At 50.8% G+C, this 15,378-nt stretch carries 2 protein-coding genes; both read left to right on the forward strand.

What is annotated here, in order from left to right; genetic code table 11:
• Positions 1 to 17 precede the first annotated feature (17 nt).
• Positions 18 to 7,715 carry a non-ribosomal peptide synthetase gene (locus AUL54_RS01360; RefSeq protein WP_060962640.1) on the forward strand — a complete coding sequence of 2,566 codons (7,698 nt, stop codon included), beginning with the start codon at positions 18 to 20 and terminating at the stop codon, positions 7,713 to 7,715.
• 15 nt (positions 7,716 to 7,730) lie between these two features.
• Positions 7,731 to 15,377: a non-ribosomal peptide synthetase gene (locus AUL54_RS01365; protein ID WP_060962641.1), complete on the forward strand. Its 7,647-nt coding sequence runs from the start codon at positions 7,731 to 7,733 to the stop codon at positions 15,375 to 15,377.
• Position 15,378: the final 1 nt, after the last annotated feature.

Below are 15,378 nucleotides of genomic sequence, written 5' to 3' on the forward strand. Positions count from 1 at the left end.
AAAGGTGTGTGGCATTCGTGACACAAGCGACAGAAATCCAAGATATTTATCCTTTATCATATATGCAAGAAGGCATGCTGTTTCATTCGCTTTTAGACTCCGGATCAAACGCATATGTCGAGCAGATTTCATTTACGGTCAGCGGAGATTTATGCGTTGATACATTTCAAAAAAGCCTTGATATGCTTGTCAGCCGCTATGATATTTTCAGAACGATTTTCATAAAAGAAGTACCTGACCTTGAAGGGCCGCAGCAAGTTGTCCTTTCACGCCGTGACACTGCCGTACGGACTGAAGACATTTCAGATTATTCGGAAGAACAGCAGCAAAGCATCATTGACGAATTCAAGGAAAACGACCGGCATAAGGGGTTTGATCTGCAAAAAGGCCCCTTAATGCGCCTTGCTCTTTTTCATACGGGAAAAAACCGCCATACATGTGTTTGGACTCACCATCACATTATGATGGACGGCTGGAGCCTGGGCATTGTGCTGAAAGATTTCTTCAGCATGTATTATTCGATCCGGAACGGGCGGCCTGTAAACCTCGGCAGTCCGGATCCTTACAGCACTTATATCAAATGGCTCCGAAGCCGGAATAAAGAAGAAACGTCAGCGTTCTGGTCCGGCTATTTGAAAGATTACGGAGAAACTGTTTCCGTTCCGCAAACGAAGAATAAACCGGCGCAAAACGGTTATACATCTGAGCATTTTCAATTTTCCCTTGAGCCTGAAACCGTACAAAAACTGACAGACATCGCCCGGGGCATCGGGGTCACGCTGAATACTATATTTACGGGGATTTGGGGCCTGCTTCTCCATCGTTACAACGGGACTGAAGATGCGGTCTTCGGTTCGGTTGTTTCCGGCAGGCCGTCAGCTATCGGCGGCATTGAATCCATGGCCGGGCTGTTTATCAATACCGTTCCGGTGAGGGTGCGCGCAGCTGAGGATATGACGTTTGCATCGCTTGTTAAAGCAGTGCAAAAAGATTCACTCGCAGCGGAAGAGCATAGCTATTATCCGCTTTATGACATTCAAAACGAGAGCGGTCTGCAAAAAGATCTCTTGAACCATATCCTTGTCTTTGAAAATTATCCGGTTCAGATGCAGGCTGCGGTAAACGGCTGGCAGCAGACTGAAAGCCATGCGCTCTCTCTTGAAAACTTTTCGATGGCGGAAGAAACGAACTATGATCTCAACGTCGTCATCGTTCCGGGGGAAGAGTTTTATGTGAAATTCAGCTACAATGCTGACATTTATGATCGGGAGGACATGAAACGGATCAAAGGGCATATTCTTGAGGTCATCTCCTGTGTAACGGAGGATCCGGACAGGCTCTTATCAAGCATCAGTCTCGTGCCGCCGGAGGAAGAGGCCTTGATTCATTCGTTTAACGACACAAACCGTCCGTATCCTGAGACAACCGTTCACGGGCTTTTTGAAGAACAGGCTGCCAAAACGCCCGACCAGGAAGCGTTGAGATATAACGGGGTAAGCTGGAGCTATAAGAAATTAAATCAGCGGGCGAATCAGATTGCGCACGCGTTAAGGGAAAAAGGCGCCCGTCCCGATCAGATTACCGCTGTTATGCTGCGCCGATCGATGAATACGGTCGCCGCTCTGCTCGGAATTTGGAAATCGGGCAGCGCTTATATGCCGATTGATGTGGAATATCCGCCTGAACGGATCTCATTTTTGCTGAGAGACAGTGGAGCTTCACTGCTCTTGACTGAAAAAGACCTGCTTCCTCTCATTCCGCCGCATTTCAAGGGCAGCGTCGTCATCTTGGAGGAAACGGTTTCCCGGCAGACCGAGCCGCTTCCGCCGGTGTCCGGCAGCGGAAAGTGGGCGTATGTCATTTACACCTCGGGAACGACAGGCCGTCCGAAAGGTGTGCTTGTACAACACAAAGCGATCAGCAATACATTGCAATGGCGGCGTGAAGAATACGGCATGTCAGAAGGCGACATAGCGCTTCATCTTTTTTCATACGTATTTGACGGCTCTTTGACAAGTCTTTTCACTCCGCTGCTGTCCGGCGCTTGTGTACTGTTGACTGATGAAGACGATGCAAAAGACGTTCTTTCAATGAAACAGAAAATCGCCCGCCACGGGGTAAGCCATCTTCTGATCGTTCCGTCTCTGTATCGCGTCCTGCTTGATTCTCTGACAAAAAAAGATGCACAGACGCTTCGGGCGGTGACATTTGCCGGGGAAGCGGCAACCCCTGATATCGTGGAAGCGAGCCGGAATATATGCCCGAATGCCGAGCTGCTGAATGAATACGGCCCGACGGAGAACAGTGTGGCAGCGACGATCCTGCGCAATCTGCAAAAAAGCAGCCGGATTACGATCGGACGCCCGATCGCCAATACATCCGTCTATATCATGCACGGTGTCCAGCTGCAGCCGGTCGGAGCCGTCGGTGAACTGTGTATTTCAGGAAAAGGTCTTGCACACGGATATTTTCAGCAAAAAGAGCTGACGGACAAAGCCTTTACCCCTCATCCGTTTCGTGAAGGTGAACGGCTGTACAGAACGGGGGATGCAGCCCGGTTTTTACCGGACGGAACGATTGAATATATGGGACGTTTTGATGATCAGGTGAAAGTCAGAGGCTACAGAATAGAATTAGGAGAAATCGAAACGGCACTCAGAAGTCTGTCCGGGGTAAAAGAGGCGGCAGTTACCGTGCGCAAAACGGCGGACGGAGAACAGGAGCTTGCAGCTTATGTCGTACTGCAAAACGCGGGTGTGACATTTGATCCGCACGCCGAATTGGCCGGGACATTACCTGCTTATATGATACCGGGAAGCTTTACCAAACTGACGGAAATGCCGCTGTCTGCGAGCGGAAAACTTGATAGGGCCGCACTTCCTGAACCGGAAGAAGCTGAGAGAACCGGTGATTATCAAGCGCCCCGCACAATGCTTGAGACTGAGCTGCTGTCTATTTGGCAAGATGTGCTGAAACGGAACCGCATCAGTATGAGAGATGATTTCTTCCAAATCGGCGGACAGTCGCTGAAAGCTGCATCACTTGTTTCAAATATACATAAACGGCTGCAAATTGAACTTGCCGTCCGCCATGTCTTTGAACATCCGACCATTGAGAGCATGGCCCGCTTCCTTGAACAGAGGACAAGAGGAGAATATGCGGAAATCACGCCTGCAAAGACGAAGGACTTATACCCGTTATCTTTTGCTCAAAAAAGGCTTTATGCCCTTCACCAGCTTGCTTCAGACAGCACAGGCTATCATATGCCCGCTTGTCTGGAACTGAGCGGCAGGCTCAATCGGGACCGTCTGCAAGAAGCCTTTTCAGCGCTGCTGCAAAGGCATGAAGCGTTACGCACATCATTTGTGTTACGAAACGGGGAGCCGATGCAGCACATACATTCACATGCTGATCTCGAACTCACAGAGCTTCACATGCCGTCCGAGTCACTTCTTCACGAGACGATGGAAACTTTCGTTAAACCGTTTGACGTGGAAAAAGCGCCGCTTTTGAGGGTGACTTTAGCCAAAGTCAATGAAGACCGCCATTTTCTGCTGCTCGATATGCATCATCTTATCGCAGACGGTGTGTCAATGAGCGTTCTAATTCAGGAATTGACGGATTTGTACAGAGGGAAGGAATTGCGGCCGTTAAAACTGCAGTACAAAGATTTTTCCGTCTGGCAGCATGACCGGTCTGCCGCTGAAGAGTTCAAAAAACATGAGCGGTATTGGCTGGATGCGATTGGGGAAAACATTCCCGTTCTTGATCTTCCGCTGGATAAAAAGCGCCCGCAGCTTCCTGATTTCAGCGGATCAGCGGTCCGAACGCGTCTTCAAAAGGAAACGGCGGAGAATTTGCGCCGGCTCATGGATGAGACGGGTTCCACGCTGTATATGATTCTTTTGGCCGGCTATTCCCTGTTCCTGTCTAAATTGAGCGGACAGGAAGATGTTGTCGTCGGTTCACCTGCGGCAGGCAGAAGCCGCGCTGAGCTTGAAGGGGTTATCGGCATGTTTGTTAACACCGTGGCCATGAGAAGCAGGCCGGAAGGTGATAAGACATTCCGCGCTTATTTAGAAGAGGTGAAAATGCTCGCCCTCGGCGCAGCCGAACATCAGGAATTCCCGTTTGAAGAACTCGCCCAAAAGCTTGATACACACCGGGAAGTCAATCGCAATCCGCTGTTTGATGCCATGCTCGTTCTGCAAAACAGTGATGATTTCAAAGTGAATCTTCCGGGCTTATCCGTTTCTGCACATGCAGTGAAGCATGACATTTCAAAATTCGACTTGACGCTACATGCTGAGGAACGGCCGGATGGCGCCCTGGATTTTCATTTTGAATACAGTACCGCATTGTTTGAAAAAGAAACGATCGAACGGTGGGCCGGTCATTTTAAAGAGCTTTTAGGACAAATCGCGTCGGGTTACGATCGGAAGCTGTCTGACATTCATTTGCTGGACACAAACGAGCGGCAGCTGCTTCTGGAAGCTGATCATCAAACGGCTGAGTATCCGCGGCATGAAACGATCGTCAGTTTATTTGAAAAACAGGCGGAAAAAACGCCGGATCAAATCGCAGCCGTCATGGCCGATGAGCGTCTCACCTACCGCGAGCTCAATGAAAAGGCGGATCGAATCGCCGATATGCTCTCAGAAAACGGGCTCCGCTCCGGACAGATCGTCGGGATGATGACTGAACGATCTCCGGATATGCTGATTGGGATTCTCGGTATTTTAAAAGCGGGAGGGGCGTATCTGCCGATTGATCCTGAATATCCGGACGAGCGGATTTCATTTATGCTGACTGACAGCGGCGCGCGTGTTCTTTTGACGCAATCGGGTCTCGGGATTTCCGGAATGGACGGTATGCCGGTTTTATATATCGATAAGCCGGAATCTGTTTCAGCAGACAGTCCGAAAGAAACGATAACGCCTGAACAGCCGGCTTACGTGATTTACACATCGGGCACAACAGGGAAACCGAAAGGCGTGATGACGGAACACCGTAATGTCATCAGCCTTATCACACATAAAGGGCTGCCGTTTGATTTTGGGTCAGAAGACGTCTGGACGCTGTTTCATTCCTATTGCTTTGATTTTTCTGTTTGGGAAATATTCGGTGCGCTTTTATACGGCGGAAAAGTAGTCATCGTGCCGAAAGAAACAGCCCGTGATCCGCATTTGTACCGGCAGCTGCTGCTAAGTGAAGGCGTAACGGTGCTGAACCAAACGCCGACCGCTTTTTCCGGACTCATTCATGAAGAAGCCGGGCATACGGACAAGCTGAAGCTTCGATATGTCATTTTCGGCGGAGAAGCGCTTCAGCCCGGCATGCTGAAAAGCTGGAAAGAGAAGTACCCGGAGACGGAGCTTGTGAATATGTACGGCATTACGGAAACCACGGTTCACGTCACATACAAAAAACTGAATATGGAAGATATCGAGAGAAATAAAAGCAATATCGGAAGACCGCTGGAAACCCTTCATGCTTTTGTCATGGACGCCTATATGAATCCGCAGCCGATCGGAATTCCCGGTGAGCTTTATATCGGCGGAGAAGGCGTCGCGAGGGGATACGTAAATAGAGATGATTTGACTGCCTCCCGTTTCATCACGAATCCGCACGTTTCCGATATGCGGCTTTACCGGACGGGCGATATCGCCAAAAGGCTCTCAAATGGCGAGCTGGAGTATGTCGGGCGGAAAGATGCGCAAGTAAAAGTCAGAGGCCACAGAATTGAATTGGGAGAAATTAAATCAGCGCTGCAGAAGCTTTCTTTCGTGAAAGAGGCCGCCGTGATCACACGTGCTGATCAGCACGGTCAGCACTCCATTTACGCCTATGCCGTCTTACACGGAAACGAAAAGTTAAAAGAAGCAGAGGTTCAGGCCTCTCTCAGAGCTTTCCTGCCGGAATATATGATTCCCGCCCGCTTGATGCAGCTTAATGAACTGCCTCTGACGGCGAATGGAAAGCTGGATGAGAAGGCGCTCCCGCAGCCTGAATTAAATGAAAATCCCGGAGATGATATCAGCCTGAGGAATGAAACTGAAGAAATGATGGCTGACATTTGGGAGGAACTCTTAGGTGTTGAAGGCCTTGGCCCCAATGCTCATTTCTTCCATCTCGGCGGAGATTCGATTAAAGCGCTGCAAGTATGTGCGAGGCTGAAGCAGCAGGGCTACGAAACGACCGTCCGTGAGCTGTTTGAGCACCAGACACTGGGAGAGGTGTCGATGCGGCTCCGGAAAGTCCGCCGCGTCATTGATCAGGCTCCCGTCACCGGAGAAGTGCCGTTGACGCCGATCCAGCACTGGTTCTTGTCACAATCATTGCCGCATGATCATTTTAATCAGACCGTTATGCTCCGCAGTGCGGACAGAATCAATGAATCCGCAATGAGAAAAGCGCTGGCACAGCTCGCGGTTCATCATGACGCATTACGGATGATATGCGGCACGCAAAATGGATCGGTGATGCAATATAACAGAGCTGAGAACCTTTCTGAAGAAGAACTCTTTACGTTTGAAACGCTTGACGTGAGAGGGACAGGGTCATTACAAGAGGAGCACGCCGCAATTGAACAGGCGGCCGCCCGTATTCAAACTTCCATCAGGCTGGAAACGGGTCCGCTCATAGCTGTCGGTTTATTTCACGCCGCTGATGGCGATCATCTGCTGCTTTCCATTCATCACCTTGTCATTGACGGAGTATCATGGCGGATTTTATTTGAAGATCTCACCGCGTGTTACAGGCAGGCGCTTGTTGGAAAAGAAGCCGTTCTTCCGGCGAAAACTGATTCCTATCAGACTTATGCAAAGCAAATTTCTGATTATGCAAAAAGCCGCCGGCTTCTGCAGGAAGCAGATTACTGGTCTGAAAGAGAAGAAGCGGCGGTCAAACCGCTTCCGAAAGATGCCCGCATCTCTTCCAATCTCCTTAAAGATACAGATGTGATGACCATTACATTGACAAAACAGGAGACTGAGCAGCTGTTAACGGAGGCAAACAGGGCATACACAACGGAGACAGGTGAATTATTGCTTGCAGCGTTAAGCCTTGCGCTGAACAGATGGACTGGAAATGAGACATTCAAAATCAGCATGGAAGGCCACGGAAGGGAAGAGCATCTGGAGCATCTTGATATCAGCAGAACCATCGGGTGGTTTACGTCAATTTATCCGGTATTGGTTGACGCAAGTTTTCAAGATCAGGCTGATGACGGCGGGCGTCTCGGTTATCACATTAAGCGGACAAAAGACATGATGCGCCGCATTCCGCATAAAGGAGCGGGATACGGGGTGCTGAAATATATAAGCAAATTCTGGGGAGAGGCTGAATCTGATTCTCCTGAAATCAGTTTTAACTATTTGGGGCAGTTTGACCGGGAGATCCGTTCAACCGGCTTCGATGTTTCTCCCGTAAAAGCGGGAAATGAAGTCAGCCCAGACTGGGAACGTCCGTACACACTTGATATCAGCGGCTCCGTATCATCGGAATGTCTCAGCTTGAATATGGTGTACAACCGTTTTCAGTACCAAAAAGAAACGATTGAAGTTTTGACGAGGCATTTTCATACCTTTCTCAAGCAGATCATCGCGCATTGCACAGGCAAAGAGGAGCGTGAATGGAGCGCTGCTGATTTCAGTGATGAAGAGTTAACGCTGGAAGATCTGAGTGACATTATGGGAGCCGTCAACAAACTATAGAAAAGGAGAGGCGCAATGGGGCAGCAACCGGAAATACAAGATATATATCCTTTATCTTTTATGCAGGAGGGCATGCTTTTTCATTCTCTTTTGGATCATGACTCAAGAGCCTACTTCGAACAAGCAGTGTTTACGATCAGCGGACAGCTTGACCGGGAACGATTCCAAAAAAGTATAGATGCTGTTTTTGAACGATACGATATTTTCCGTACGACGTTTATTCATAAGAATGTGGCGAAGCCCCGCCAAGTCGTGTTAAAAAACAGGCCGAGCCGCGTTCAGTTTCATGATATTTCTCATTTGGATGAAAAAGCGCAAGACATGTATGCCGACCGGTTCGGTAAAGAAGACAAAGATAAAGGCTTTGATTTGCAATCAGACCCTCTCATGAGAGTCTCCATTCTGAAAAAAGCGCCCGAACGCTATGTTTGTATTTGGAGCCACCATCATATCGTCATGGACGGCTGGTGCTTCGGAATTGTCATGAAGGAATTTCTGATGATCTATCAATCTCTCGGAGACGGGCGGCTCCCGTCTCTCGAGCCTGTTCAGCCATATGGAAAGTATATTAAATGGCTCATGAAGCAAGATCGTAAAGAAGCCGAGTCATTTTGGAAAACGAGACTTGCCGATCTTGAGCAAACGGCGTCTCTTCCGAAAAAATCCGCGGAACCAAACGGCGAGCTTGAGCAGGCTGTTTTCACTATTTCTGAAGAGCAGACAAATGAGCTGAAGAACATTGCGGCAAGGGCGGGGGCAACGCTGAATACGGTGTTTCAGGCACTGTGGGGCATTTTGCTGCAGCGAGTCAGCCGCTGCGAAGACGCCGTTTTCGGTTCTGTCGTTTCCGGCCGGCCGTCGGATCTGGCGGGCGTAGAAAAAATGGTAGGACTGTTTATCAATACGATTCCCGTGCGGGTAAAAAGCGGTTCGTTTTCCTTCCTGGAGCTCGTCAGACATTTGCAGCAGGAGACGCTGCAAGCAGAAGCGTACAGCTATTATCCGCTGTATGACATTCAGGCGCAAAGCCCTCTGAAGCAGGCGTTGTTTGACCATATTATCGTGTTTGAAAATGTGCCGGCCCAGCGTGAAATTGAAAATGTGAGTCAGGCCGGTTCATTTGATTTTGCGGTAGAGGATTTCACGATGGAGGAAGTCACAAACTACGGATGCAGCGTAAAAGTGATTCCGGGAAGTTCTCTTTATATCCGCTTAAACTTTGATACCGGTATATACGATCGTGTTTTTATGAAGAAGATTGAAACCTTTTTACGGCATATGATGAAATCAGTCATTTCCGATCCTGAAATGAGCGCCTCCGAGATCGCATTGCTGGATGCGTGTGAAGCCAGAAATATGCTGGATGCGTTTAACCGTACAGAAGCGGCTGAACCGCCGGCCCCGACGCTGCACGGGCTGTTTACCCGCCGCGCCGCGCTTTCTCCGCACCGTCCGGCGCTTCGTTTCCCAGACGGTATGCTGACGTACGCCGAGCTTGACCGGTATACAGACAGGCTCGCTGTTCGGCTCCGCCAAAAAGGCGTCCGCAAAGAAAGCAAGGTCGGCGTGCTCGCTGAACGCTCGCCGGAGATGGTGATTTCAGTGCTTGCCGTGTTAAAAGCGGGCGGCGCCTACGTGCCGCTTGACCCGGAATATCCTGAGGACAGGCTTCGCTATATGCTCAAAGACAGCGGCGCCTGTCTCCTGCTTCAACAGTCGGGATTATCCGTTCCCGGTTTTTCCGGCGAGACGCTAGAAGTGTCTCTTTCTGCCCTTACAGGTGAGACGGAGACAGGGGCTGTCTCTGAAGAAGCGGATGCCGATTCGCTCGCTTATATTATTTACACGTCCGGTTCGACGGGAACACCGAAGGGGGTGGCTGTTGAACACCGTCAGGCCGCCGCCTTTTTATCCGGGATGCAAGGGCAGTTTCCGTTAACGGAAGAGGATATAATCGTGCTGAAATCATCCTTTTCCTTCGACGCTTCCATCTGGCAATTGTTTTGGTGGACGATGTCAGGCGCCTCCGTGTATCTGCTTCCGGCCGGATGGGAGAAAGATCCCGCGCGGATGATCGAAGCGTTTGCCTCGGAAAAGGTGACGACCGCGCATTTTATTCCGGCGATGGTCAACAGCTTTTTAGACGCGCTGGAAACAGAGCCTGAGGAAACAAGAATCCGCCTTGGCAAAACCTTGACACGCGTGTTTGCCGGAGGGGAAGCTCTTTCGCCGCTTACGGCTGCCCGGTTTGCTGATCTTCTGCCGGAGACCGTGCTCATCCACGGTTACGGGCCGACAGAAGCGACGGTTGATGCAGCGTTTTACGTCTGTGACCGAAAACGGGACAGCGGACGGACAAGGCTTCCGATCGGAAAACCCGTTCCGGGTGCCCGTCTTTATGTGTTAGACGGCGGGGGAACCGTTCAGCCTGCGGGCGTTGCCGGAGAGCTGTACATCGCGGGGACAGGGGTGGCCCGGGGCTATTTGAACCGTCCTGAACTGACGGCAGAACGTTTTCTCGATGATCCGTTTTATCCGGGAGAACGCATGTATCAGACGGGCGATATCGCACGCTGGACAGAAGACGGGCTTGTCGAATGGCTCGGCCGTTCAGACGGACAGGTGAAAGTCCGCGGCTACCGGATCGAACCGGGGGAAATCGAAGCGGCGATCCGGCGCATTGACGGCATTCGTGAGGCGGCGGTCACCGCCCGGACCGAACACGGCGAAACCGCGCTTTACGCCTATATCGAAGGACGGGAAAGCGATGACGTGCGGGCAGAACTTGCGAAACGCCTTCCGGCCTACATGATGCCGGCTCAGTTTATTGAGATGAGCGAGTGGCCGGTCACACCGAGCGGAAAGCTTGACCGCCGCGCGCTGCCGGCTCCTGACGGAGCGGCAGGCAGACAGGCGTACACCGCACCGCGGAACGTCACGGAAATGAAGCTTTGCGCCCTTTGGGAAGAAGTGCTGAAAAACGGCCCCGTCGGCATCCGGGATCACTTTTTTGAGCGGGGCGGCCATTCGTTAAAAGCGACGGCTCTCGTCTCCCGCATCGCCAAAGAGTTCGGCGTTCAGGTGCCGTTACAGGACATCTTCGCCCGGCCGACGGTGGAAGAGCTCGCTAAGGTCATTCAGGACCTCGAAGAGAGCCCGTATGAAGCGATTCAGCCGGCGAAAACACAAGACACTTATCCGGTGTCTTCAGCGCAGAAACGGATGTATGTGCTCCAGCAGCTTGAAGACGGCGGTGTCGGCTACAATATGCCGGCAGTGCTGGAACTGACGGGGCCGCTTGACCGCGGCCGGCTGGAGGAGACGTTCCGGCAGCTTGTGGAGCGGCACGAGTCGCTCAGAACGTCCTTTGAAACGGGGCCTGACGGCGAACCGGTGCAGCGCATCCATGACAGCGTGCCGATTCAGCTGGATGAAGCCGAGTCAGCAGACGCGTTCGTCCGGCCGTTTTGTCTGGAGGAAGGGCCGCTCTTCCGGGCGGCCCTTGTGAAAGAATCGGATGAACGCCATCTTTTATTAACGGATATGCATCACATTATTTCCGATGGTGTGTCCGTCAACACCTTGATTAAAGAATTCGGCGAGCTGTACGCCGGCCGCCCGCTTGCACCGATGCGTCTTCAATATAAAGACTATGCCGTCTGGCAGCGGTCGTTTCAGGAGAAGGAAGGATATCAGAAGCAGGAAGCCTACTGGCTGAAGCGGCTTGAAGGCGAGCTTCCGGTGCTTGAGCTTCCGGCTGACAAGCCCCGTCCGGCTGTCAGAAGCTTTGCGGGCGGGAACGTATCGTGCACGCTTGACGCTGAAACGGCATCTGGTCTTCACCGCATCGCCCGCGATCACGGCTCCACTTTGTACATGGTGCTTCTCGCCGCGTACAATACGCTGCTCGCACGCCTGAGCGGACAGGAAGACATTATCGTCGGCTCGCCGATTGCCGGGCGCCCGCATAAAGACCTTGAACCGATTCTCGGAATGTTCGTCAACACGCTCGCCATCAGAACGGAGCCGAAGGGGGACAAACGGTTTACCGATTACTTGGCGGAAGTCCGTCAGGCCGCACTGGAAGCGTATGAGCATCAGGACTATCCGTTTGAAGAGCTTGTGGAACGGCTCGGTGTGCAGCGGGACACAAGCCGCAATCCGCTGTTTGACGTGATGTTTGTGCTCCAGAATATGGAGCGTGAATCCTTGGTTTTAAATGAGCTGCATTTGACTCAAGCTGCGGATACCGGCCATAAAACAGCAAAATTTGATGCCACGCTTTATGCGGCAGAAGGGTCTGACGGCACCATCAGCTTTGATTTTGAATTCAATGCAGATATCTATCAAAAACAGACAATCGAAAAATGGCTTTCTTATTTTACCCGTATTCTTACGAAAGTGATTGAAGACCAAACAATACCGCTTGGTGACATTCACGTGCTGGATGATGCTGAAACAAATCGCGTCATTTATCAATTTAATCAGACGAAAAGCGATTATCCCAAACACGAAACCATCAGCCGTTTATTTGAGCGGCAGGCGGAAGAAACCCCTGATGCCCAGGCTGTTGTATATCGCGGACAAACCTTGACATACAGAGAGCTGAACGAACGGGCTAACAGAATTGCTGCGGCGCTCCGATCAAATGGCGCCGGTCCGGAAAGTGTGGTCGCACTATTAACCGGCCGCACAACAGAGCTTGTTTCCGGCATTCTTGGAATATTAAAAGCGGGGGGCGCCTACTTGCCTATCGCTGACGATGTGCCGCGGGAACGGGCTGAATGGATGCTTAAAGACTGCAAAGCTGATATTCTCCTTCAATCTGATAAAGTTGACGGTCTGCCGCTTTCAGGAAAACGTTTATTCATAGAGGATATTCAAACAAAGGCCGGCTTGAGTTCGGAAAATCCCGAACCGCTCGGCGGACCCGAATCATTGGCCTACATGATTTATACATCCGGGTCAACAGGCGCGCCAAAAGGCGTCATGGTTGAACAGCGAAGCGTGATCCGCCTTGTGAAAAACAGCAATTATATTGATTTCACGCCGAAAGACAGACTGTTGTTTACTTCATCATTAGGATTTGACGTCACGACATTTGAGATATTCGGCCCGCTTTTAAACGGTGCTTCTCTATATGTAAGTGACCAGGAAACCTATCTCGATTCTGATGTTTTGGATGCATTTATACAGCAAAACGGTATAACGACACTTTGGCTTACATCGTCTCTGTTTAACCATTTATCCGAACAAAATGAACATGTGTTTTCGGGATTATCACGATTGATTATCGGCGGAGAAGCACTGTCCCCAAGCCATGTCAACCGGGTTCGTGGAGCACTGCCGCATCTTGCAGTATGGAATGGATACGGGCCGACTGAAAATACAACGTTCTCGACATGCTTTTTGATTGAACAATCATACGATCATTCGATCCCGATCGGGCGCCCTGTCGGAAATTCAACCGCGTATATCATAAACGGCAGGGGAACACCTCAGCCGATCGGCGTCATCGGCGAATTATGCACGGGCGGAGACGGTGTGGCGAGAGGATATTTCGGACGTCCTGAGCTGACGGAAGAAAAATTTGTCCCTAATCCATTTGTTCCCGGAGAACGAATGTACCGCACCGGAGATTTAGCCCGCTGGCTGCCGGACGGAACGATCGAGTATGCCGGACGGATGGATGATCAAGTGAAAATCCGCGGTTATCGGGTGGAGCTGGGAGAGATCGAGGCCGCTCTGAGGAGCTTGGACGGCGTGAAAGAAGCCGCAGTGTCAGTCAGAACCGGACAGTCCGGCAATAAAGAACTGATCGCATACATGAGCCTGCAGGCGGACATGAACATAGAAACAGTGCGTTCTTTACTTTCTCAGCGCCTGCCGAATTACATGGTTCCGTCCTATATGATGGAGCTTGAGAGGCTGCCGCTTACGCCGAACGGTAAATTGGATCGGAAAAATCTGCCCGAACCGGAGCTCGCGCTTCAAACCGTATACACAGCTCCCCGCACTGAGCTTGAAGAACAGCTTTCCGTGATCTGGCAGGAAGTGCTCGGCGCAAAGCAAGTCGGAATTGAAGACTCATTTTTTGAATTGGGCGGCGATTCAATCAAAGCGCTGCAAGTTTCCGCGCGGCTCGGACGCTATGGGTGGAAAATGGCGGCAAGTGACTTGTTCCGCCATCCGACCATTAAGGAACTCGCGCCTCTTATCCGGAAAGCGGAAAGAGTCATCGATCAGCGGCCGGTTGAAGGGGATATTCCTTGGACCCCCGTTCAGCACTGGTTTTTATCACAGCGGATGGAAAACAGAAATCATTTCAATCAGTCCGTCATGATGTTCAGCTCGGACGCTTTGCGTAAACAGCCGCTCAAAGAAGCTTTGCAGCATCTCGTCATTCATCATGATGCACTCCGGATCACCGCCAGTGCAGAAAACGGAAGTCACAGACAAATCAATCACGGCATCCAAAAAGATGAACTGTACAGCTTGGATATATGGGATCTGTCTGAAACGGATTCACGGGAAAGAGAAATAGAAACTGAAGTGGCTGCACTCCAACAGCGGATGGATATTGAAAAAGGGCCGTTATTAAAAGCCGGCTGGTTCAAAACCCGGTCTGGGGATTATTTATTCATTACCATCCATCACTTGGCGGTTGACGGAGTGTCATGGCGTATTTTGCTGGAGGATTTATCAGCCGCTTACACTCAAGCTGTAAAAGGTCAGCCGGTTCAGCTTCCGCCAAAGACTGATTCCTTTAAGCAGTACGCAGAAAGGCTTTCCGAATACGCGAAAAGCAGCAAGCTGATGCGAGAAGAAGACGATTGGCGTTTTATTGAAGAAGAAACCGCCGCCGCACTTCCTTATGAAAAACCGCTGCATCAGACGGGAGCCGACAGTATTCGGCAAACGGTAAGCTTTACGCTTTCAGAAGAAGAAACGTCCGTTTTGCTGCAGCAGGTCAACCGGGCCTACCATACCGATACGCAGGATATTCTTCTGACTGCGGCAGCCTTGGCTTTACGGGACTGGACAGGAGGCAGACTCCGCATCGCGATGGAAGGGCACGGAAGAGAGCATATCATGCCGGAGCTTGACATCAGCCGCACCGTAGGCTGGTTTACTTCCATGTATCCGGTGCTCATTGACTTGAATACAGCCGGTTCAGAACTTGGGACGGCGGTAAAAACAGTAAAAGACACACTCGGAAGAATACCGGATAAAGGAATAGGCTACGGCATTTTAAAATATATGACACCGCCCGAGCAAAAAACAATTCGGTTCGGACAAGCGCCTGAAATCAGCTTTAACTATTTAGGGCAATTCAATGATACGGAAGATCAGCACACGTTCAGTTTATCCGGTCTTGCGAGCGGGCACGACATTACGCCGACATGGCAGCGGGAACAAGCGGTGGAAATGAGCGCGATGGCTGCACAGCACAAGCTTCACTTCAGTTTGAGCTATCCGCCGAGCCGCTTTCGCAAAGAAACGATGGAACAGCTGCTGCAAACCTTACAACAATATTTGCGTGGAATTATGGCGCACTGCACCGGCAAAGAAGAATCAGAAAAAACCGTTAGTGATTTTAGCAGCAAAACGTTAACATCTGATGATTTGGACAGCATAGCGAGTTTTGTCGAAGAACTGTAGA

Source organism: Bacillus sp. SDLI1 (genome assembly GCF_001553895.1).
Taxonomy (GTDB): Bacteria; Bacillota; Bacilli; order Bacillales; family Bacillaceae; genus Bacillus; species Bacillus siamensis.